Genomic DNA, 19,617 nt, shown 5'->3' on the forward strand with positions numbered 1-19,617 from the left:
TCCCCTATGCCCCGAGCATCCCGGTCCACAGGTCCGGGAAGTCCGGAAGGGTCTTCGCCGTCGTCGCCACGTTCTCGATGAGCACGCCCTCCACGGCGAGGCCGATGATCGCGCCGGCCGTGGCCATGCGGTGGTCGTCGTACGTGCGGAATGTGCCGCCGTGCAGCGGGCGCGGGCGGATGTGCAGGCCGTCGGCCGTCTCCGTCACGTCACCGCCGAGCTCGTTGATCTCCTTGGTGAGCGCCGCCAGCCGGTCCGTCTCGTGCAGGCGCAGATGCGCCACGCCGCGCAGCGTCGAGGGGGAGTCCGCGAGGGCGGCGACCGCCGCGACGCCGGGGGTCAGCTCGCCCACGTCGCCCAGGTCGACATCGATGCCGTGGACCGCGCCCGAGCCGGTGAACTCCAGGCCGTACTCGGTCAGCTCGCAGGAACCGCCCATCTCGGTGAAGATCTCCCGCAGCCTGTCACCCGGCTGGGTGGTGCGCGCCGGCCAGTCCGGGATCAGCACCTTGCCGCCCGTGATCAGGGCCGCCGCGAGGAAGGGCTGCGCGTTCGACAGGTCCGGCTCGATCGTCAGGTCCCGGCCGAGCAGCGCGCCCGACGTGACCCGCCAGACGTTCGGCTCGCCGCCCGACTCCGGGGTGTCCACCTGGGCGCCGACCGCGCGCAGCATGTCCACGGTCATCCGGATGTGCGGCATGGAGGGCAGCGTGGAGCCGATGTGACGGACCTCGACGCCCTGGTTGAAGCGCGGACCGGACAGCAGCAGCGCGGAGACGAACTGCGACGAGCTCGACGCGTCGATCTCCACCGGGCCGCCCTCCAGGGCGCCCCCGCCGTGCACCGTCAGCGGCAGCGCGCCCCGGCCGTCGTCGTCGATCCGCGCGCCGAGGACGCGCAGCGCGTCGATCACTCCGTGCAGGGGACGCTCGTACGACCTCGGGTCGCCGTCGAAGCGGATGTCGCCGTCGGCGAGGGCGGCGACGGGAGGGAGGAACCGCATCACCGTGCCGGCGTTGCCGACGTCCACCGTGGCCGGGCCGCGCAGACCGGCCGGCAGGACGCGCCAGGCCTCGCCCGTGCCGTCGGGGCCGATGCCCTCCTCGATCTCGATGCCCATGGCGCGCAGCGCGGCGGCCATCAGGAGCGTGTCGCGGGAGCGGAGGGGGCGGCGCAGCCAGCCGGGCTCGCTGGCGAGGGCGGCGAGGACGAGGGCGCGGTTGGTGACGGACTTGGACCCCGGCACGTGGACCGTCGCGTCGACGGCTCCGCGAGCGTGGGGGGCCGGCCAGAGGGCGGTCTGCGCGGGGTTTTGGGCCATGGGCCCACTCTATAAGGAGGGCGTTCCGTGGGCCGTCCGTCGGGTGCGGCGCCGTGCGGGGCGGCAACACATGTCTTTGGGCGGCGGCATCACCTGTCCGCGGTGCGGTCACATCACATGTCCAGCAACCACCTGCCCCCGCCCATCAACGAGCACAGCGACACCGCGTGGAACAGGAACAGCCACATCCCCGCCGGTACGTGCGTCAGCCTCGACAGCTGGTCCGCGTCCGAGTCGCCCGCGCCGCCCCGCGACCGCTTCGCCTGGAGTTCGAACGCCGGCCGTACGCCGCCCAGCAGCAGGAACCACACCACCGCGTACGCGAACGCCGCCTGCACCTGGGGCCCCGCCAGCCACGACACCAGCACGAACGTGCCGCCCGTCAGCACCACCGTCAGCGCGCCGTACGCGTTGCGGATCATCACCAGCATCGCCACCAGCAGCCCCGTCGCCAGCCACAGCAGCAGCGTGATGCGGCCCGCGCCGAGCAGGGCCGCGCCGCCCAGACCCAGCAGCGGCGGTGCGGTGTAGCCCGCCGCCGCCGTGAGGATCATGCCCAGGCCGTGCGGCTTGCCCCGGCTGACCGTCAGGCCGCTGGTGTCGGAGTGGAGGCGTATGCCGGTGAGTTGGCGGCCGGTGAGCAGGGCGACGAGCCCGTGGCCGCCCTCGTGGGCGATGGTGATGGCGTTGCGCGAGAGGCGCCAGAGGTTGTGCGGGACCACGACCGCGAGCGCCGCGACCGCCGTGGCGATCACCACCCACAGGTCCGGGTCGGGCTGGGTGCCGGTGAGCCGGTCCCAGAGGTCGGGCAGCGCGAGGGCGGCGATGCTCTCCATGTTCTGCGGTGGCTCCCTCTCGTGGTGGCCGGGTGACGGGCGGGCCTGGCAGTGTGGCACGTATGTGCGGACGGTATGCAGCGAGTCGCAGGCCCGAGGATCTCGCGGGAATCTTTGACATCGAGAGGTGGGAGCCCGAGGAGACCCTGGCGCCCGACTACAACATCGCGCCGACCAAGGAGGTCTACGCCGTCCTGGACCGCCCGTTGAAAGACGCCGGCGATCCCCGCCCGGTTCGCCAGCTGCGCAAGCTGAAGTGGGGACTCGTGCCCTCCTGGGCCAAGACGCCCGAGGGCGGGGCGCGGATGATCAACGCGCGGGCCGAGACCGTGCACGAGAAGCCCGCCTACCGCCGCGCCTTCGCCTCCCGGCGCTGCATCCTGCCCGCCGACGGCTACTACGAGTGGGTCACCGGGCAGCAGGAGCGCGACCTGGAGGTCGAGGGGAAGAAGAAGCGGCCGCGCAAGCAGCCGTACTTCGTGCTGCCGGCCGACGGATCCGTGTTCGCCATGGCCGGGCTGTACGAGTTCTGGCGCGACCGCACGCTGCCCGACGACCATCCGCAGGCGTGGTGGGTGACCTGTTCCGTGATCACCACCGAGGCTGAGGCGACCCCGCTGGCCGTCGCGCCCGCCGAGGGGCCGCACGCGCTCGCCGACATCCACCCCCGGATGCCCCTCATGCTCACCCCGGACCGCTGGGACGCCTGGCTGGACCCGGCCCGCACCGACGTCGAGGACCTGCGGTCCCTGCTCGAAGCCCCGCCGGCCGGGCTCATGCGCGCCTACCCGGTCTCCACCTCCGTCAGCAACGTCCGCAACAACGGCCCGGAGCTGCTGAAGGAGCTGGAGGGACCGGAGGAGGGCACACTGTTCTGACGTGACCCCCCAGAGCACCGAGAACACCGGGACCGGCGAGAGCACCGGGACCAGCGAGGCCGGAGTCGTCGAGACCGTCGAGACCGTCGACACCGACGCCGGGACCGCCCGGATCACCTGGCACAGGGCGAGGAAGGCCCGGCTCGTCCTCGCCGTGAGCCATGGCGCCGGCGGTGGTGTCGAGGCCCGCGATCTGCGGGCCCTGGCCGCCGCGCTGCCCGCGCACGGCGTGACCGTCGCCCTCGTGGAGCAGCCCTGGCGCGTGGCCGGCAAGAAGGTCGCGCCCGCGCCGAAGACCCTCGACACCGGCTGGCGCGGCATCTGGCCCGCGCTCGCCCGGCCCGGTCTGCCGGTCATCGCCGGCGGGCGCTCCGCCGGGGCGCGGGTCGCCTGCCGTACGGCGACGGAGCTCGGCGCGGTCGCCGTCCTCGCCCTGAGTTTCCCGCTGCACCCGCCGGGCAGGCCCGAGAAGTCCCGGGCCGGCGAGCTGCTCGGCGCGGGCGTGCCCACCCTCGTCGTCCAGGGCGGCAACGATCCCTTCGGGAAGCCGGCGGAGTTCCCCGAGGGCGACCACGAGCTCGTGGAGGTGCCGCATGGCGATCACGGCTTCGCCGTGCCGAAGCGGGCGGACATCACCCAGGAACAGGCCCTGGAGGTCATCACCGGCCACGTGGTGAAGTGGACCGGGTCACTCGGGTGAACGCCCGGGAATGCCCGGCGGCGGACCACTGTTGTGGGGCACAGACGTGCTGAACACGCGGCACGGAGCGTGCTGAACATCCGGCACGGATGTCATGGGAGAGGAAGTCCGCCGCATGGGTTCGACCATCTGCCCGGCCCGCGACAGCCGCACCGACCTGGAGTGGACGGTGCTGCACGCGGCGAAGACCGCTCCTATTCGAGCGGCGGCGGGCACGGATAGTCGTCTATCCTCCGATTCTGGTGGGTCCGGTTTCGGCCCTGCCCGGAATCTTGAGGAGGTGGGTCCGGTTCCCGGTACCGACGCAGGGACCGACAACGGCCAGGCGGAGCTGCCCGAGGGCCAGGGCGTCAGCGCGGACGTGAGCACGGAGACGACCGCGGAGCGCAGCGCGCGCTTCGAGCGGGACGCGCTGGAATTCCTCGACCAGATGTACTCCGCGGCGCTGCGCATGACGCGCAACCCGGCCGACGCCGAGGACTTGGTGCAGGAGACCTACGCCAAGGCGTACGCGTCGTTCCACCAGTTCCGCGAGGGCACGAACCTGAAGGCTTGGCTGTACCGGATCCTCACCAACACCTTCATCAACTCGTACCGCAAGAAGCAGCGTGAACCGCAGCGCTCCGCGGCCGAGGAGATCGAGGACTGGCAGCTGGCGCGCGCCGAGTCGCACATGTCGACCGGTCTGCGTTCCGCCGAGTCGCAGGCGCTCGACCACCTGCCCGACTCGGACGTGAAGGAAGCGCTCCAGGCCATCCCGGAGGAGTTCCGCATCGCCGTGTATCTCGCGGACGTCGAGGGGTTTGCGTACAAGGAGATCGCGGACATCATGGGGACACCCATCGGTACGGTGATGTCCCGGCTGCACCGGGGCCGCCGTCAACTGCGCGGGATGCTGGAGGACTACGCCCGTGAGCGCGGGCTGGTCCCGGCGGGCGCCGGAGAGTCGAACGAAGCGAAAGGCTCGGGCTCATGAGCTGCGGAGAGCCGCACGAGACGGACTGCAGTGAGGTCCTCGACCATCTGTACGAGTTCCTCGACAGTGAGATGCCGGACGTCGATCGCGACAAGTTCAAGCAGCACTTCCGTGAGTGCTCGCCCTGCCTGGAGAAGTACGGTCTCGAAGAGGCCGTGAAGAAGCTCGTCAAGCGGTGCTGCGGTCATGACGACGTGCCGACGGACCTGCGCGCCAAGGTCATGGGCCGGCTCGACCTGATCCGCTCGGGTCAGGCCGTCCCGGAACACGACATCACGGCCACCCCGCAGGAGTCGTAGCCCCCGGGACGGGCTGCCGTCACTCGAACGTGCTAACCGGCGGGTGATACGCCCGCGGACTCCCCCCGCCGACCCTAGGCTCCCAGCCCGGACCTGTACGGGCTGGGGAGGGCGGCATGGAGGGGATTCCGGGGCGGGCACGCGCCTACGTCGGCTGCGTCGCCCTTCTCGCCCTGGTCTGTCTCTCCCCGGCGCTCACCGCGCACCCGTCGTGGTGGGAGGTCGCCCTGTTCGCCGCGCTCTACGCCGGCGGTGAGCACCTCGCCCGGCGCCGGCTCGCCGGAACCTTCCACCCCGTGCTGCTCGCCGGGGCCTTCCTGCTGCCGCCGGCCGCCGCCGCGCTCGTCCCGCTGCCCGGGGCGCTGCTGTCCCGCGTCGAGCAGCGGCCGGCCGGGCCGCGACGGATCTGGCGGGCCGCCGAGTCGGCGCTCGCCGTGTGGGCCGCCTCCTGGGTGCACGGGGCACTCGGCGGCCGTCACGCCGTCGCCGCCGCCGACTTCCCCTACGCGCTGCTGCCCGCCGGTGCGGCCGTGCTCGCGTTCTGCGCGGTGCTCGCCCTGCTGGACGGCGGGATCCTCGCCCTCGCCGAACGCCTCCCCGTCCGCCGCGCCTGGCACGGGCTCTTCCCGCGCTCCCTCGCCCCGCTCGCCGTGCACGGGCTCGCCGGGCTGATGATGGCCGTGCTGTGGCGCAGCCCCTACGGGCCGGTCGCCGCGCTCCTCGTGCTCTTCCCGATGGGCGTCGCCTGGTGGGTGTTCGCCCAGTACCACCAGGAGCGGGCCGCGCACCGGGCCACCATCCGGGCGCTCGTGCAGGCCGTCGACATCAAGGACGGCTATACGCGCGGGCACAGCGAGCGGGTCGGCCAGGCGTCCATGATGATCGCCCGGGAACTGGGCATGGACGCCGAGCGGATCGAGGTGCTGCGCTTCGCCGGGATCCTGCACGACGTGGGCAAGCTCGGCGTGCCGACGCGGCTGCTGCGCAAGGACGGGCCGCTGACCCCCGACGAACGGCGGATCATCGAACTGCACCCCGAGTACGGCCATGAGATCACCCGGGGCATCAGCTTCCTCGGCGAGGCCCGCTCGGCGATCCTCCATCACCACGAGCGGCTCGACGGCAGCGGCTACCCCTACGGGCTGGTGGGCCGTCAGATCCCGGAATGCGCGCGCGTGGTGGCCGTCGCCGACGCCTTCGACGCGATGACGTCGACCCGCTCCTACAGCAGGGCCCGCCCGGTCGAGACCGCCCTGGAGGAACTCCGCCGGTGCGCCGGCGCCCAGTTCGACCCGCGCATGGTCACGGCCCTCGCCCGCGCCCTGGACCGGCACGGCTGGCACCCCCGCGTCACGGCGGACGAGCCGTCCCCGACGATCCCGGCCCCCGCGCGGTCCTCGCGGCGACCGGGGGTGACCCCGTGACTCAGGGGGCGCCGCGAGCTCACCGCCCCACGAGTACGCGCCGTCCCCTGGTCCTCATCCACGCGGCGGCCGGCCTCGTCGTCGGCTGTTCGCTGCTGCTCACCCTGCGGGCGGGGCTCGTGGAGCGGCCCGTCGCGCTGGCCTTCGGGGCGTTGATCGCACTCGGGGAGCTGACCCGGTGGGGCGGACCGGGCCCCCGGGCGACCGCGCCGCTCGGCGCCGCCGGATCGCTGGCGTACGCCCTGCTCGGCGAGAACGCGGGCCGCCCCACCGGGCACGGGGCCGCGCAGGTCGTGTCCGTCGTCGCCGTGGCCTCGCTGCTCGGCTGTGTGCCGCACATAGCGCGCGGACACGGACCGGTGACCGATCATCTGGCGCGCCGCGTCCTCGCCGCCGCCTTCGCCGCCGTCTGCTTCCAGCCGCTGTTCAACCAGGGGCTCTTCCAGGCGTGGCCCGGCCCCGCGTACGCGCTGCTGCTGCTCGCGCTGCTCGTCCTCACCGTGCTGTGCGACGCCGTCCTCGCCGCCGCGCTGGCGCACTCCCGCACCGGATGGCCGTACTGTCCCCTGCTGCGCGACGAGCTGCGGTCCGTGCCCGGGGTCGGGTCGGCGGTGTGCGCCACCGGTGCGGTCATGGCGCCGGCGGTCGCCGTCACCGGGCTGTGGGCGCTGCCCCTGTTCTCCCTGCCGCTGCTGCTCACCCAGCTCGCCCTGCGCCGGTACGCGGCCGTGCGCGCCACCTATCGGCAGACCATCGCCTCCCTCGCCCGGGCGACCGAGATCGCCGGTTGCACGCCGGCCGGGCACGCCCGCCGGGTCGCCGCGCTCAGCCAGGCCGTCGGCCGGGACCTGGGTCTGTCCGAGCCCGAGCTCACCGTCCTGGAGTACGCGGCCCTCATGCACGACATCGGCCAGCTCAGCCTCGTCGACCCGGTCCCGGGCGGCGCCACCTCCGGCCTGCCCCTGCCGCAGCAGCGGCGCATCGCCCTGCTGGGCGGGGCCGTCGTACGGCAGACCGGGGCCGGCGCCCAGGTCGCGGCCGTCGTGGAGCGGCAGGCCGACCCCTGCTCGGAGCAGCCGGTGGCCGCGCGGATCGTCCGGGTGGTGAACGCCTACGAGGAGAAGGTGCGCGACGCCGGTCCCGGCGGGCCGCTCACCGCGCTGGCGGAACTGCGGCTGCAGACGGCGGGGGAGTACGCGCCGGAAGTGGTGGAGGCGCTGGCCAGGGTCCTCGCCCACGGTCGTCTGAGCCTGCCCGCCGGTGGGTAACCCATGGGTAATGAGCGCCCTTCCAGCCGCACGTGGTTGGATGCGAATGAGAGGGTGTCCGGGGGCATCAGCCAGCCCACTCCACGGAACTGGCAGGCGGGAATCGTGAGGATCTTCGGCAAGGGACGGCACCGGCCCTCCGCCTCGTGGCGGCAGGCCACCGATCGCGCGTTCACGCTGATCGGGGACGGACGGTACGAGGACGCGGGCGCGCTGCTGACACGTGCCGCCGATCTGGAGCCCTGGCTGTCGGAGTCCTGGTTCAACCTCGCCCTGCTGCACAAGTTCCGGCACGACTGGGAGCAGGCGCGCACCGCCGGGTTGCGCGCGGTCGCGCTGCTCGACCGGGAGACCGGGGCGCCCGACTGGTGGAACGTCGGCATCGCGGCCACGGCACTCCAGGACTGGCCGCTGGCCCGCCGCGCCTGGCAGGCGTACGGGCTGCCGGTGCCGGGCGGGGCGGCCGTGTCCGGGGAGCCCGTGGGGATGGAGCTGGGCAGCGCGGCCGTACGGCTGTCGCCGGAGGGCGAGGCGGAGGTCGTGTGGGGGCGGCGGCTGGATCCCGCGCGGATCGAGGTGCTGTCGATTCCGCTGCCGTCGTCGGGTCGGCGCTGGGGCGAGGTCGTCCTGCACGACGGGGTGCCGCACGGGGAGCGGACGACGTCCGCCGGGCACTCGTACCCCGTGTTCGACGAGATCGAGCTGTGGGCGCCGTCGCCGGTCCCGACCTGGGTGGTGCTGCTGGAGGCGGCGACCGAGGCGGACCGGGACGCGCTGGAGCAGCTGGCGGCCGACGCCGGGTTCGCGGCGGAGGACTGGTCGTCGTCGGTGCGGTTGCTGTGCCGGATGTGCTCGGAGTCGCGCATGCCGTCCGACGAGGGCGACGGGGTTCATCTGGACCCGCATGATCACAGCGAGCCGGGGCATCCGGGGCCGCTGGGGCACCGGACGGACGGGCAGCTGTGGGTCCCGGAGCGGGAGTGCGGCGTCGCCGCGCCGGCGTCGCTGGTACGGGGGCTGCTGGACGGGTGGGTCGCGGACAGCCCGGACTCCCGGGACTGGCGTGACCTCGAAGAGGTCTGCTGAGGCGGACCGCCGACACCTTTAGGCTGTACTCCACATATCTCGATATCTCTCTGGCTTGCAGGAAGGCATACGTCGGTCATGGCGCAGCAGGACACCGATCAGCAGCACGCGGGCGTGCTCCCCGTGGACGACGAGGGCTTCGTCATCGACACCGAGGACACGGAGGAGCGCGAGCGGGCGTACCGCGAGCGCGGCACCTCGCGGCCGATCACCGTCGTCGGGAACCCGGTGCTGCACAAGGAGTGCAAGGACGTCACCGAGTTCGACGACGAGCTGGCGAAGCTGGTCGACGACATGTTCGCCAGCCAGCACACCGCCGAGGGCGTGGGCCTCGCCGCCAACCAGATCGGCGTCGACCTGAAGGTGTTCGTCTACGACTGCCCGGACGACGAGGGCGTCCGCCACACCGGTGTGGTCTGCAACCCCAAGCTGGTCGAACTGCCCGCCGAGCGGCGCCGGTTGGACGACAGCAATGAGGGCTGCCTGTCGGTGCCGACGGCGTACGCGCCGCTGGCCCGCCCGGACTACGCCGAGGTGACCGGGCAGGACGAGAAGGGCAACCCGATCAAGGTGCGCGGCACCGGCTACTTCGCTCGGTGTTTGCAGCACGAGACCGACCACCTCTACGGATACCTGTACATCGACCGTCTGTCCAAGCGCGAACGCAAGGACGCCCTGCGGCAGATGGCCGAGAACGAGCCGCGCTACCCCGTCGTACCCAACGACTGAGCCGTACCTGCTGCTTCACGACGCCTGGCCGGGACATCGTCCCGGCCAGGCGTCGTTCGTATGTCCGACGCACGTTCGATCGCTTACGCACATCTGCTGATCCATAACCAGTCATGTTGGGGGGGAATCTCAGCATGTTGGGGTAGTGAATGACGCAAATCCGTTCCCAGAACGGTCAGTTGTAGTGCTGAATGGGATGTGCGGGGATACGCAACGGCGCACGCCCGGCACGGCGGGAGGGGCGTGCGGCCACTGGCGGCTGAGAGGGGTTGTTCGTGCCAGCTTTCCCATACGGCACCACTTGCAGCACCACATCCACGGCGACCGCGATCGCGGTCCCGCCCTCGCTCTCTCTCCCGGTCATCGAGGCGGCGTTTCCCCGGCAACTGCACCCGTATTGGCCGCAGTTGCAGGAGAAGACACGCGTCTGGCTGCTGGAAAAACGGCTCATGCCGGCGGACAAGGTCGCGGAATATGCCGACGGCCTGTGCTACACCGACCTGATGGCCGGCTACTACCTCGGCGCCCCGGACGAGGTACTGCAGGCCATCGCCGACTACAGCGCGTGGTTCTTCGTCTGGGACGACCGGCACGACCGCGACATCGTGCACGGCCGCGCGGCCGCCTGGCGGCGGCTGAGGTTCCGGTTGCATGCCGCACTGGACTCCCCCGCGAAGCACCTGCACCACGAGGATCCCCTGGTCGCCGGGCTCGCGGACAGCGTGACCCGGTTGTTCTCCTTCCTGCCCGCCACCTGGAACGCCCGTTTCGCACGGGACTTCCACCGGGTCATCGAGGCGTACGACCGGGAGTTCCGCAACCGGGCCACGGGCCGGGTGCCCCCCGTCGAGGAGTACCTCGCCCTGCGCCGGCTCACCTTCGCGCACTGGATCTGGACGGACCTGCTGGAGCCGAGCGCCGGCCGGGAACTCCCGGCCCGGGTACGGAAGAATCCGGCGTTCCACCGGGCGGCGCTGCTCAGCCAGGAATTCGCCGCCTGGTACAACGATCTCTGCTCGCTGCCCAAGGAAATAGCGGGCGACGAGGTGCACAATCTCGGAATCAGTCTCATCACCCATGAGGGCCTGACCCTCGAAGAGGCCGTGGACGAAGTAAGGCGGCGCGTCGAGAACTGCATATCCGATTTCCTCGACGCCGAACGCGAGGCATTGTTCTTCGCCGAGAGCCTCGACGACGGAACGGTGTACGGAAAAGAACTCTCCGCCGCCGTCCGAGCCTGTCTGGCGAACATGCGGAACTGGTTCAGCTCCGTTTACTGGTTCCATCACGAGTCCGGCCGATACATGGTCGACAGCTGGGACGACCGCGCCACACCCCCGTACGTCAACAACGAGGCGGCAGGTGAGAAATGACTCTGGAGTCGGTGAAGCCCGCGACACCCGAAACGCGGGAACCGGTTGCTCCGCCGTTCGCCGGCGGCGGCGTTCCGCTGCTCGGCCACGGCTGGAAACTGGCCCGCGACCCGCTGGCCTTCCTGGCCCAGCTGCGCGACCACGGCGACGTCGTACGACTGAGGCTCGGACCCAAGACGGTGTACGCCGTCACCTCCCCCGAACTCACCGGAGCCGTCGCCCTCAGCCCCGACTACATCATCGCCGGGCCGCTGTGGGAGTCCCTGGAGAGCCTGCTCGGCAAGGAGGGCGTGGCCACCGCGAACGGCCCGCTGCACCGGCGCCAGCGGCGCACCATCCAGCCCGCGTTCCGGCTCGACGCCATCCCCGGATACGGGCCGATCATGGAGGAGGAGGCGCACGCCCTCGTCGAGCGCTGGCGCTCCGGCGAGGTCCTCGACGTCACCGCCGAGTCCTTCCGGGTGGCCGTCCGGATCTCCGCGCGCTGCCTGATGCGCGGCAGCTACATGGACGGCCGGGCCGAACGCATCTGCGCCGCGCTCGCCACCCTGTTCAGCGGTATGTACCAACGCATGGTCGTCCCCCTCGGCCCTCTTTATCGGGTGCCGCTTCCGGCCAACCGCGAATTCAACCGGGCGCTGGCCGATTTGCATCTCCTGGTCGACGAGATCGTCGCCGACCGCCGGGCAAGCGGTCAAAAGCCGGACGATTTGCTGACGGCTTTGCTGGAGGCGAAGGACGAGAATGGCGAACCGATCGGGGAGCAGGAGATCCACGACCAGGTCATCGCTATCCTCACCCCCGGCAGTGAAACCGTGGGCTCCATGGTCATGTCGCTGCTGCTGGTCCTCACGGAGCATCCGGATCTCGCGGACAAGATCCGGGACGAGGTGAAAACCGTCGTCGGTGACCGGCCGATCGCATTCGACGACGTGCGGAAGCTGAGGTACACCGCGAATCTCATTGTCGAGACAATGCGTCTGTACCCGGCCGTATGGATATTGACGCGGCGGGCGGTCACCGACACCGAGCTCGGCGGGTACCGCATTCCGGCCGGTGCCGACATCGTGTACAGCCCGTACGCGATCCAGCGCGACCCCCGCTCCTACGAGCGGCACGAGGAGTTCGACCCGGACCGCTGGCTGCCGGGGCGGGCGAAGGAGGTGCCCAAGTACGCGATGAACCCGTTCAGCGTGGGCAACCGGAAGTGCCCGAGCGATCACTTCTCGATGGCCGAGCTGACGCTGGTCACCGCGGCGATCGCCGCCGCGTTCACGTTCGAGCACGCGCCCGGCTCCGACAGCCGGCCGCGCATCGGTATCACCCTGCGGCCGCGTGACCTGCGGCTCAGGGCGATACCCCGGTGACCGCGGCCGGTCCCCGGAAGGTGCGCCGGTAGGCGTTCGGCGTGGTGCCCAGCGCTCTGGTGAACTGGTGGCGCAGGGCCGCCGCCGTACCGAAACCGGTGCGCCAGGCGATGGTGTCCATCGTCTCGTCCGTCGCCTCCAGCAGGTGCTGCGCGAGCAGCACCCGCTGGCGCAGCATCCACCGGTACGGCGTCGTGCCGGTCTCCTGGTGGAAGCGGCGGGCGAAGGTGCGTGGCGCCATGTGCGCGCGGGCGGCGAGCTGTTCGACGGTGACCTCCTCGTGGAGGTTGCGCTCCATCCAGGCCAGCGTCTCGCCGACCGTGTCGCACGTCGTGCGGGGCAGCGGGCGCTCGATGAACTGGGCCTGACCGCCGTCCCGGTGCGGCGGGACGACCATCCGCCGGGCGATCTTGTTGGCGACCTCGGGTCCCTGCTCCTTGCGCACCAGGTGCAGACAGGCGTCGATCCCGGCGGCCGTGCCCGCCGAGGTGATCACCGGGTCAGCGTCGACGTAGAGCACGTCGGGCTCGATGATCGCGCGCGGGTGGTGGCGGGCGAGGATGTCCGCCTGCCGCCAGTGCGCCGTGCAGCGCCGGCCGTCGAGGAGTCCGGCCGCGCCGAGGACGAACACCCCGGAGCAGACGCTGAGCACCCGCGCCCCCCGCTCCACGGCCGCGCGCAGGGCGGCGAGCAGGTCGGGCGGATAGGCGCGGGTGACGTTCTCGTCCGAGGCCGGAACGGCGATCAGGTCCGCCTCCGCCAGCCGGTCGAGGCCGTAGGGGGTGGAGACGGTGAAGCCGGGCACATGGGACCTCAGGGTGGGTCCCTCGGCGGAGACGACCGCGAAGTCGTACACCGGCAGGCCGTCGTCGCTGCGGTCCAGGCCGAAGATCTCGCAGACCACCCCCAGCTCGAAGGGGTGCACACCGTCGAGCAGGACACACGCCACGTTCTTCAGCATGCTGCCAGTGTGCCTCGGTTCTGGCAGTAATTCGAGGGTGTACGGCAGTCCTGCCACTGTCAGGAGTGTTCTCGCTGTACGAGGCTTACCGCATGAACTCATTCAGCGCGTATGCGACCGTCCTGATCCTCGCCCTCCTCCTCGCGGCTCCGGCGCTCGTGGGATGGGTCCACGAGCGCCGGATCGACCGCCAGCTGAAGGGCGGGGTGACTCAGAAGTCCTCGTCGAGGTCGACCGTGCCCTCCACCGCGACCTGGTACGCCGAGGGGCGGCGCTCGAAGAAGTTGGTCAGCTCCTGAACACCCTGGAGCTCCATGAAGGAGAACGGGTTCGCCGAGCCGTAGACCGGCGCGAAGCCCAGGCGGGTCAGCCGCTGGTCGGCGACGCACTCCAGGTACTGGCGCATCGACTCGGTGTTCATGCCCGGCAGCCCGTCGCCGCACAGGTCACGGGCGAACTGGAGCTCCGCCTCGACGGCCTCGCGCAGCATGTCGGTGACCTGCTGCTGCAACGCGTCGTCGAAGAGGTCCGGCTCCTCCTTGCGGACGGTGTCGACCACGTCGAAGGCGAACGACATGTGCATGGTCTCGTCGCGGAACACCCAGTTGGTGCCCGTGGCGAGGCCGTGCAGCAGACCCCGGCTGCGGAACCAGTAGACGTACGCGAAGGCGCCGTAGAAGAACAGGCCCTCGATGCACGCGGCGAAGCAGATGAGGTTGAGCAGGAAGCGGCGGCGGTCGGCCTTGGACTCCAGGCGCTCCAGCTTCTCGACCTCGTTGATCCACTTGAAGCAGAACTCGGCCTTCTCGCGGATGGACGGGATGTTCTCCACGGCCGCGAAGGCGGCGGCACGGTCGTCCGGGTCCGGCAGATAGGTGTCGAGCAGCGTCAGATAGAACTGGACGTGCACGGCCTCCTCGAACAGCTGGCGCGACAGATACAGGCGCGCCTCCGGGGAGTTGATGTGCTTGTACAGCGTCAGCACCAGGTTGTTCGCGACGATCGAGTCGCCCGTCGCGAAGAAGGCCACCAGCCGGCCGATGAGGTGCTGCTCCTCGGGGCTCAGCTTGGCGAGGTCCGCGACGTCCGAGTGGAGGTCGACCTCCTCGACGGTCCAGGTGTTCTTGATGGCGTCCCGGTAGCGCTCGTAGAAGTCCGGGTAGCGCATGGGACGCAGAGTCAGCTCGAAGCCCGGGTCGAGCAGGTTCTTCTCGGTGGAACTCATTACTGGCAGGCCTCGCAGGACTCGGGGTTCTCAAGGGAGCAGGCGACGGCCTCGGGGTCGGCGGCCTGCTGTACGGGGACGGTGGCCTGTGCCGCGCGGGCGATCCTCGTCGCCGGGCGCGAGCGCAGGTAGTACGTCGTCTTCAGGCCCTGCTTCCACGCGTACGCGTACATCGAGGAGAGCTTGCCGATGGTCGGCGTCTCCAGGAACAGGTTCAGGGACTGGGACTGGTCCAGGAACGGGGTGCGGGCGGCGGCCATGTCGATCAGGCCGCGCTGCGGGATCTCCCACGCCGTGCGGTACAGCGCCCGGACCTCCTCCGGGATCCACGCGAAGTCCTGCACCGAGCCGTTGGAGTCGCGCAGCGCCTCCCGGGTGCGGGCGTCCCACACGCCGAGGTCCTTGAGGTCCTGCACCAGGTACGAGTTGACCTGGAGGAACTCGCCGGACAGCGTCTCGCGCTTGAACAGGTTGGAGACCTGCGGCTCGATGCACTCGTAGACGCCGGCGATCGAGGCGATGGTGGCGGTCGGGGCGATGGCGAGCAGCAGGGAGTTGCGCAGGCCGGTGCCGGCGATCCGGGCGCGCAGGGCCGCCCAGCGCTCCGGCCAGGTCAGCTCGACGTCGTAGTGGTCGGGGTGCAGGACACCCTGGGCCGTACGCGTCTTCTCCCAGGCCGGGAGCGGGCCGCTGCGCTCGGCGAGGTCGGCGGACGCCTCGTACGCGGCGAGCATGATCCGCTCCGCGATCCGCGTCGAGAGCGCCTTGGCCTCGGCCGAGTCGAAGGGCAGGCGCAGCTTGAAGAAGACGTCCTGCAGACCCATCGCGCCGAGTCCGACCGGGCGCCACTTGGCGTTGGACCGGCCCGCCTGCTCGGTCGGGTAGAAGTTGATGTCGACCACCCGGTCGAGGAAGGTCACGGCGGTGCGGACCGTCTCGTCGAGCCGCTCCCAGTCGATGTCGCCGTCGACGACGAAGGCGCCGAGGTTGACCGAGCCCAGGTTGCAGACCGCCGTCTCGCCGTCGTCCGTGACCTCCAGGATCTCCGTGCAGAGGTTCGAGGAGTGGACGACATGGCCGGGCAGGGCCGTCTGGTTGGCGGTGCGGTTGGCGGCGTCCTTGAAGGTCATCCAGCCGTTGCCGGTCTGCGCGAGGGTGCGCATCATGCGGCCGTAGAGGTCACGGGCCGGGATGGTCTTCTTGGCGAGACCGGCCGCCTCCGCCTTGCGGTAGGCCGCGTCGAACTCCTCGCCCCACAGGTCGACCAGCTCGGGCACGTCGGAGGGGGAGAACAGGCTCCACTGCTCGTCGGCGTTGACCCGGCGCATGAACTCGTCCGGGATCCAGTGCGCGAGGTTCAGGTTGTGCGTACGGCGGGCGTCCTCACCGGTGTTGTCGCGCAGCTCCAGGAACTCCTCGATGTCGGAGTGCCAGGTCTCCAGGTAGACCGCGGCCGCGCCCTTGCGCCGGCCGCCCTGGTTCACCGCGGCCACCGAGGCGTCCAGGGTCTTCAGGAACGGGACGATGCCGTTGGAGTGGCCGTTGGTGCCGCGGATCAGCGAACCGCGGCTGCGGATCCGGGAGTACGACAGTCCGATGCCGCCGGCGTGCTTGGAGAGGCGGGCGACCTGGTGGTAGCGGTCGTAGATGGAGTCCAGCTCGTCCAGCGGGGAGTCGAGGAGGTAGCAGGACGACATCTGGGGGTGCCGGGTGCCGGAGTTGAACAGCGTGGGGGAGGACGGCAGGTAGTCGAGGCGGCTCATGAGCCCGTAGAGCGCGGCGACTTCGTCGACGGAGCGGGTCGTGTCGTCCTCGGCGAGGCCGCTCGCCACCCGCAGCAGGAAGTGCTGGGGCGTCTCCACGACCTTGCGGGTGAGGGGGTGGCGCAGGAGGTAGCGGCTGTGCAGGGTGCGCAGCCCGAAGTAGCCGAAGCGGTCGTCGGCGGCCGGGTCGATCAGCGCGTCCAGACGGGCCGCGTGCTGTCGTACGAAGTCGGCGGTGCGGTCGGCGACCAGGCCCTCGCGGTGGCCGACGGCGACCGACTCGGTGAAGGACGTGACGCCTTGCGAGGCGGCCTCGGCGGCGATGCCGATGGTGAGGAGCCGGGCGGCCAGCCTGCTGTAGGCGGGGTCCTCGGAGATGAGGCCCGCGGCCGCCTCCGTGGCCAGCTCGCGCAGTTCCGACTCGTCCGCCCGCGCGGAGCGGCCGCGCAGCGCGGCGGCGGCGACCCGGCCGGGGTCGGCGTCGGGGAGGTCGGCGGTCAGCTCGGTCAGGGTCCGCAGAAGGGCGGTACCGGGACCGTCGGTGTCCAGCTGGGTGGCTGAGGCCGGATCGGCTGGCGCGATGGTCACGTGGAGGCTCTCCCTCGCTCGGCAGGGGGGCCAGGGGGAGGGCAGGGGGCGGCACACGAGCGCACGCGGCGTCGCGTCCACCGGCCCACTCCGCGAGGCCCGGACGTCAGGACACCCGGACCGGGACGGTACGGGCGTGCTGTCGGCAGGTCCTCGGACTGACTCCGGCGCGCGGACGCGCACCGGTACACCGTTGCGGGACAGTTCCGGATTCGCACCGGATTCCCCTGCGGCGACAGCGAGCATGAGCATACATCTTGTGCCGGGTCCGGGTAGCACCCCCAGATGTTGTGGCCGCGCCGGTTTCAGAGCGTCAACTGATAGGTGAGGAGAGTGAAGTCGGGGTCCTCCGGGATCGGGTGCCAGTCGCGCTCGGGGACACGGACGAAGCCGAGGCGTTCGTAGATGCGGTGGGCGCTGTGCATCGTCGGCTGGGTCGACAGGACGATTCCCGTGCAGCCGTCCGTGGCTCTGGCCCGGTCGACGCAGGCGCGTACGAGGGCTTCTCCGGCGCCTCTGCCGCGCGCCGCGCCGCCGACGGCCAGCATGCGGATCTCGGCCTCTCCCGCGCGGGCGAGGTCGGCCATGGGGCCCGGGGAGGGGACGTAGGTGACGCCGCCGAGGATGTCCTCGCCCTGGACCGCGACCAGTACGTCGGCGGCCGACGCCCGCTTGGCCACGTCCCTGAGCTCGCCGAGGTACCAGTCGCTGTCGCCGAAGGCGAGGAGGCCGTCCTGGAGGTAGGCCTGGGCGATGATCTCGCCGAGGGCTTCGTACTCGGCCGGGTCCGCTGTCCGGATGACGATGTCCATGCGGGTGAGTGTGCACGACGCGGGTGAGGGTGCACGACCGGTAGAACGCCGACGGGCCGCCGGACATGCCGACGGCCCGCTGATCGCCGTGATCCTCAGTGGGCGGCCCCCGCCGTGGCGGGCGGCAGCTCCGCCTGGACGCCGGGGTCCCCCGCGTCCGCCGTGTAGTCCTCGGGGCTGGTCTCGTCCACGCCCTCCGGGGCCTTCGCCGCCTTCAGGACGAGCGTGAGGACCACCGTCACCGTCAGGTTCAGGACGAACGCCGTCAGACCGATGTAGCCGATCTCGCCGATGCCCGGGATCTCCTTCGACGAGCCGCCGAAGTGCTTCTGCGTCGGGGACGCCACCCCGTACGCGGCGACCGTGCCGTAGATCATGCCGACCGCCCAGCCGGCGAGCAGGGCCCAGCGGTGGAACCAGCGGGTGAACAGGCCGCCCACCAGGGACGGGAAGGTCTGCAGGATCCAGATGCCGCCCAGCAGCTGGAAGTTGATCGCGACGGTCTTGTCCATGGTGAGGACGAAGACCAGGGCACCGACCTTCACCAGGAGCGAGACCAGCTTGGAGACCCGCGTCTCCTGGGCCGGCGTCGCGTCCGGCTTGATGAAGTCCTTGTAGATGTTGCGGGTGAACAGATTCGCCGCCGCGATCGACATGATGGCCGCGGGGACGAGGGCGCCGATGCCGATCGCCGCGAAGGCCACGCCCGCGAACCAGTCCGGGAACATGTCCTCGAACAGCTGCGGGATGGCCAGCTGGGCGTTCTTGACCTTCACGCCCGCCGCGATCGCCATGAAGCCCAACAGGGCCAGCAGGCCCAGCATCAGGGAGTACAGCGGCAGGATCGTGGTGTTGCGGCGGATCACCTCACGGCTCCTGGAGGAGAGCGTCGCCGTGATCGAGTGCGGGTACATGAACAGCGCCAGCGCGGAGCCCAACGCCAGCGTGGCGTACGTCCACTGGCCCGCCTCCGGCGGTGTCAGCGCGCCGCGCGGCTTGCCCGTCTTCGGGTTGATCTGGCTGAACGCGTCGCCCGCCTTGGCGAAGATGTCGTCGAAGCCGCCCAGCTTGATCGGGATGTAGATGATCGCCACCGCGATGACGATGTAGATCAGCGTGTCCTTCACGAACGCGATCAGCGCGGGGGCCCGCAGGCCGGAGGAGTACGTGTACGCCGCAAGCACGCCGAAGGCGATCATCAGCGGGAGGTCCTTGACGAACCAGTTCGCGTCGTCGCCGCCGCCGACGCCCATCACGTCCAGCACCGCCTGGATGCCGACGAGTTGCAGCGCGATGTACGGCATCGTCGCGAGGATGCCGGTCACCGCGACCGCCAGCGACAGGCCCCGCGAGCCGAAGCGGCCGCGCACGAAGTCCGAGGTCGTCACGTATCCGTGCTTGTGCGACACCGACCACAGGCGGGGCAGGAACAGGAAGATCAGCGGGTAGACGAGGATCGTGTAGGGCACGGCGAAGAAGCCGGCCGCGCCCGCCGCGTAGATCGCCGCCGGTACGGCGACGAAGGTGTACGCCGTGTAGAGGTCGCCGCCGAGCAGGAACCAGGTGATCCAGGTGCCGAACGACCGGCCGCCCAGGCCCCATTCGTCGAGGCTGTGCTCGTTGTCGGCCTTGCGCCAGCGCGCGGCCAGGAAGCCCATGACGGTGACGGCCAGGAAGAAGAAGATGAAGACGGCGAGTGCCACGCCGTTGACGTCGTTCTTCACTTCGCGTCACCCCCGCCCTGGGCCTTGCGGGAGCGCTGGTCGCGCAGCCACAGCTGGTACGCGATCACCGTGAGCGCGGTCGAGATCAGCACCCACAGCATCTGGTACCAGTAGAAGAACGGGATACCGATGAACTTCGGGTCCACCTTGGCGTACGAACCGACCCACAGCATCGCCACGAAGGGCGCGATCAAGCAGAGGGTGATGACGACGCGCGCAGGCGTCACCACCGGCCCTCTGGTCACTTCCGTACCTTCAGACATCGGACGGCTCCGTCCCTTCACCCA

18 protein-coding genes and 1 riboswitch are annotated in these 19,617 nt (G+C 70.8%); of the genes, 10 read left to right on the plus strand and 8 right to left on the minus strand.

Annotation, left to right across the window (positions count from 1 at the left end):
- Positions 1-4 precede the first annotated feature (4 nt).
- Positions 5-1,321, minus strand: a complete 1,317-nt coding sequence (aroA, locus tag ACZ5NW_RS17180) for a 3-phosphoshikimate 1-carboxyvinyltransferase (RefSeq protein ID WP_468744648.1) — start codon at positions 1,319-1,321, stop codon at positions 5-7.
- Between the two features lie 113 nt (positions 1,322-1,434).
- Positions 1,435-2,157 carry a M50 family metallopeptidase gene (locus ACZ5NW_RS17185; protein WP_468744649.1) on the minus strand — a complete coding sequence of 241 codons (723 nt, stop codon included), beginning with the start codon at positions 2,155-2,157 and terminating at the stop codon, positions 1,435-1,437.
- Positions 2,158-2,219: 62 nt separating this feature from the next.
- Between ACZ5NW_RS17185 and ACZ5NW_RS17190 the strand changes: the two genes are divergently transcribed.
- From ACZ5NW_RS17190 to ACZ5NW_RS17235, 10 genes are all read left to right on the plus strand, one after another.
- Positions 2,220-3,035 (plus strand): SOS response-associated peptidase, encoded by an 816-nt coding sequence (locus tag ACZ5NW_RS17190; protein ID WP_468744650.1) that lies wholly within the window; start codon positions 2,220-2,222, stop codon positions 3,033-3,035.
- A gap of 1 nt (position 3,036) precedes the next feature.
- Complete coding sequence (locus ACZ5NW_RS17195) at positions 3,037-3,735, plus strand: alpha/beta hydrolase family protein (RefSeq protein WP_468744651.1); 699 nt, start codon at positions 3,037-3,039, stop codon at positions 3,733-3,735.
- A 280-nt stretch (positions 3,736-4,015) separates the two neighbouring features.
- A complete protein-coding gene (locus tag ACZ5NW_RS17200; protein ID WP_468745091.1) occupies positions 4,016-4,711 on the plus strand; it encodes a sigma-70 family RNA polymerase sigma factor in 696 nt (231 codons plus the stop codon).
- The gene (gene rsrA, locus ACZ5NW_RS17205; RefSeq protein ID WP_468744652.1) at positions 4,708-5,010 is read left to right on the plus strand and encodes a mycothiol system anti-sigma-R factor; all 303 of its coding nucleotides are present in this window, start codon (positions 4,708-4,710) and stop codon (positions 5,008-5,010) included. Before ACZ5NW_RS17200 ends, rsrA begins: the two co-directional genes overlap by 4 nt.
- Positions 5,011-5,126: 116 nt before the next feature.
- Positions 5,127-6,434, plus strand: a complete 1,308-nt coding sequence (locus tag ACZ5NW_RS17210; RefSeq protein ID WP_468744653.1) for an HD-GYP domain-containing protein — start codon at positions 5,127-5,129, stop codon at positions 6,432-6,434.
- Positions 6,431-7,702, plus strand: a complete 1,272-nt coding sequence (locus ACZ5NW_RS17215) for an HD-GYP domain-containing protein (protein ID WP_468744654.1) — start codon at positions 6,431-6,433, stop codon at positions 7,700-7,702. Before ACZ5NW_RS17210 ends, ACZ5NW_RS17215 begins: the two co-directional genes overlap by 4 nt.
- Before the next feature lie 105 nt (positions 7,703-7,807).
- Positions 7,808-8,788: a tetratricopeptide repeat protein gene (locus tag ACZ5NW_RS17220; protein ID WP_468744655.1), complete on the plus strand. Its 981-nt coding sequence runs from the start codon at positions 7,808-7,810 to the stop codon at positions 8,786-8,788.
- Positions 8,789-8,866: 78 nt separating this feature from the next.
- The gene (def, locus tag ACZ5NW_RS17225; RefSeq protein ID WP_468744656.1) at positions 8,867-9,517 is read left to right on the plus strand and encodes a peptide deformylase; all 651 of its coding nucleotides are present in this window, start codon (positions 8,867-8,869) and stop codon (positions 9,515-9,517) included.
- A 275-nt stretch (positions 9,518-9,792) separates the two neighbouring features.
- Positions 9,793-10,890 carry an epi-isozizaene synthase gene (cyc1, locus tag ACZ5NW_RS17230; protein ID WP_468744657.1) on the plus strand — a complete coding sequence of 366 codons (1,098 nt, stop codon included), beginning with the start codon at positions 9,793-9,795 and terminating at the stop codon, positions 10,888-10,890.
- Positions 10,887-12,257 carry a bifunctional albaflavenone monooxygenase/terpene synthase gene (locus ACZ5NW_RS17235; RefSeq protein ID WP_468744658.1) on the plus strand — a complete coding sequence of 457 codons (1,371 nt, stop codon included), beginning with the start codon at positions 10,887-10,889 and terminating at the stop codon, positions 12,255-12,257. The genes cyc1 and ACZ5NW_RS17235 overlap by 4 nt, the downstream gene beginning before the upstream one ends.
- Here ACZ5NW_RS17235 and ACZ5NW_RS17240 read toward each other — a convergent pair.
- The 6 genes from ACZ5NW_RS17240 to ACZ5NW_RS17265 all read right to left on the minus strand — a co-directional run bounded on the left by ACZ5NW_RS17240 (position 12,238) and on the right by ACZ5NW_RS17265 (position 19,593).
- Positions 12,238-13,218 carry a helix-turn-helix domain-containing protein gene (locus ACZ5NW_RS17240; RefSeq protein ID WP_468744659.1) on the minus strand — a complete coding sequence of 327 codons (981 nt, stop codon included), beginning with the start codon at positions 13,216-13,218 and terminating at the stop codon, positions 12,238-12,240. The genes ACZ5NW_RS17235 and ACZ5NW_RS17240 overlap by 20 nt on opposite strands.
- Before the next feature lie 211 nt (positions 13,219-13,429).
- Positions 13,430-14,443, minus strand: a complete 1,014-nt coding sequence (locus ACZ5NW_RS17245; protein ID WP_468744660.1) for a ribonucleotide-diphosphate reductase subunit beta — start codon at positions 14,441-14,443, stop codon at positions 13,430-13,432.
- Positions 14,443-16,794, minus strand: a complete 2,352-nt coding sequence (locus ACZ5NW_RS17250; RefSeq protein ID WP_468744661.1) for a ribonucleoside-diphosphate reductase subunit alpha — start codon at positions 16,792-16,794, stop codon at positions 14,443-14,445. The genes ACZ5NW_RS17245 and ACZ5NW_RS17250 overlap by 1 nt, the downstream gene beginning before the upstream one ends.
- Before the next feature lie 127 nt (positions 16,795-16,921).
- A riboswitch (cobalamin riboswitch) is annotated at positions 16,922-17,046 on the minus strand.
- Positions 17,047-17,099: 53 nt separating this feature from the next.
- Positions 17,100-17,606 carry a GNAT family N-acetyltransferase gene (locus ACZ5NW_RS17255; RefSeq protein ID WP_468744662.1) on the minus strand — a complete coding sequence of 169 codons (507 nt, stop codon included), beginning with the start codon at positions 17,604-17,606 and terminating at the stop codon, positions 17,100-17,102.
- A gap of 95 nt (positions 17,607-17,701) precedes the next feature.
- The gene (gene mctP, locus ACZ5NW_RS17260) at positions 17,702-19,330 is read right to left on the minus strand and encodes a monocarboxylate uptake permease MctP (RefSeq protein ID WP_468744663.1); all 1,629 of its coding nucleotides are present in this window, start codon (positions 19,328-19,330) and stop codon (positions 17,702-17,704) included.
- Entirely contained in the window at positions 19,327-19,593 is a 267-nt protein-coding gene (locus tag ACZ5NW_RS17265; protein WP_468744664.1) for a DUF3311 domain-containing protein, read from the minus strand. The genes mctP and ACZ5NW_RS17265 overlap by 4 nt, the downstream gene beginning before the upstream one ends.
- Between the last annotated feature and the right edge of the window lie 24 nt (positions 19,594-19,617).

Source organism: Streptomyces sp. NPDC032126 (genome assembly GCF_055580085.1).

Bases quoted from the DNA above. Each gene is read 5' to 3' on its own strand.
- ACZ5NW_RS17240 (WP_468744659.1), bottom strand. From the start codon at position 13,218: ATGCTGAAGAACGTGGCGTGTGTCCTGCTCGACGGTGTGCACCCCTTC.
- ACZ5NW_RS17185 (WP_468744649.1), bottom strand. From the start codon at position 2,157: ATGGAGAGCATCGCCGCCCTCGCGCTGCCCGACCTCTGGGACCGGCTC.
- ACZ5NW_RS17235 (WP_468744658.1), top strand. From the start codon at position 10,887: ATGACTCTGGAGTCGGTGAAGCCCGCGACACCCGAAACGCGGGAACCG.
- ACZ5NW_RS17210 (WP_468744653.1), top strand. From the start codon at position 5,127: ATGGAGGGGATTCCGGGGCGGGCACGCGCCTACGTCGGCTGCGTCGCC.
- aroA (WP_468744648.1), bottom strand. From the start codon at position 1,321: ATGGCCCAAAACCCCGCGCAGACCGCCCTCTGGCCGGCCCCCCACGCT.
- def (WP_468744656.1), top strand. From the start codon at position 8,867: ATGGCGCAGCAGGACACCGATCAGCAGCACGCGGGCGTGCTCCCCGTG.
- ACZ5NW_RS17190 (WP_468744650.1), top strand. From the start codon at position 2,220: ATGTGCGGACGGTATGCAGCGAGTCGCAGGCCCGAGGATCTCGCGGGA.
- ACZ5NW_RS17255 (WP_468744662.1), bottom strand. From the start codon at position 17,606: ATGGACATCGTCATCCGGACAGCGGACCCGGCCGAGTACGAAGCCCTC.
- ACZ5NW_RS17245 (WP_468744660.1), bottom strand. From the start codon at position 14,443: ATGAGTTCCACCGAGAAGAACCTGCTCGACCCGGGCTTCGAGCTGACT.
- rsrA (WP_468744652.1), top strand. From the start codon at position 4,708: ATGAGCTGCGGAGAGCCGCACGAGACGGACTGCAGTGAGGTCCTCGAC.
- ACZ5NW_RS17265 (WP_468744664.1), bottom strand. From the start codon at position 19,593: ATGTCTGAAGGTACGGAAGTGACCAGAGGGCCGGTGGTGACGCCTGCG.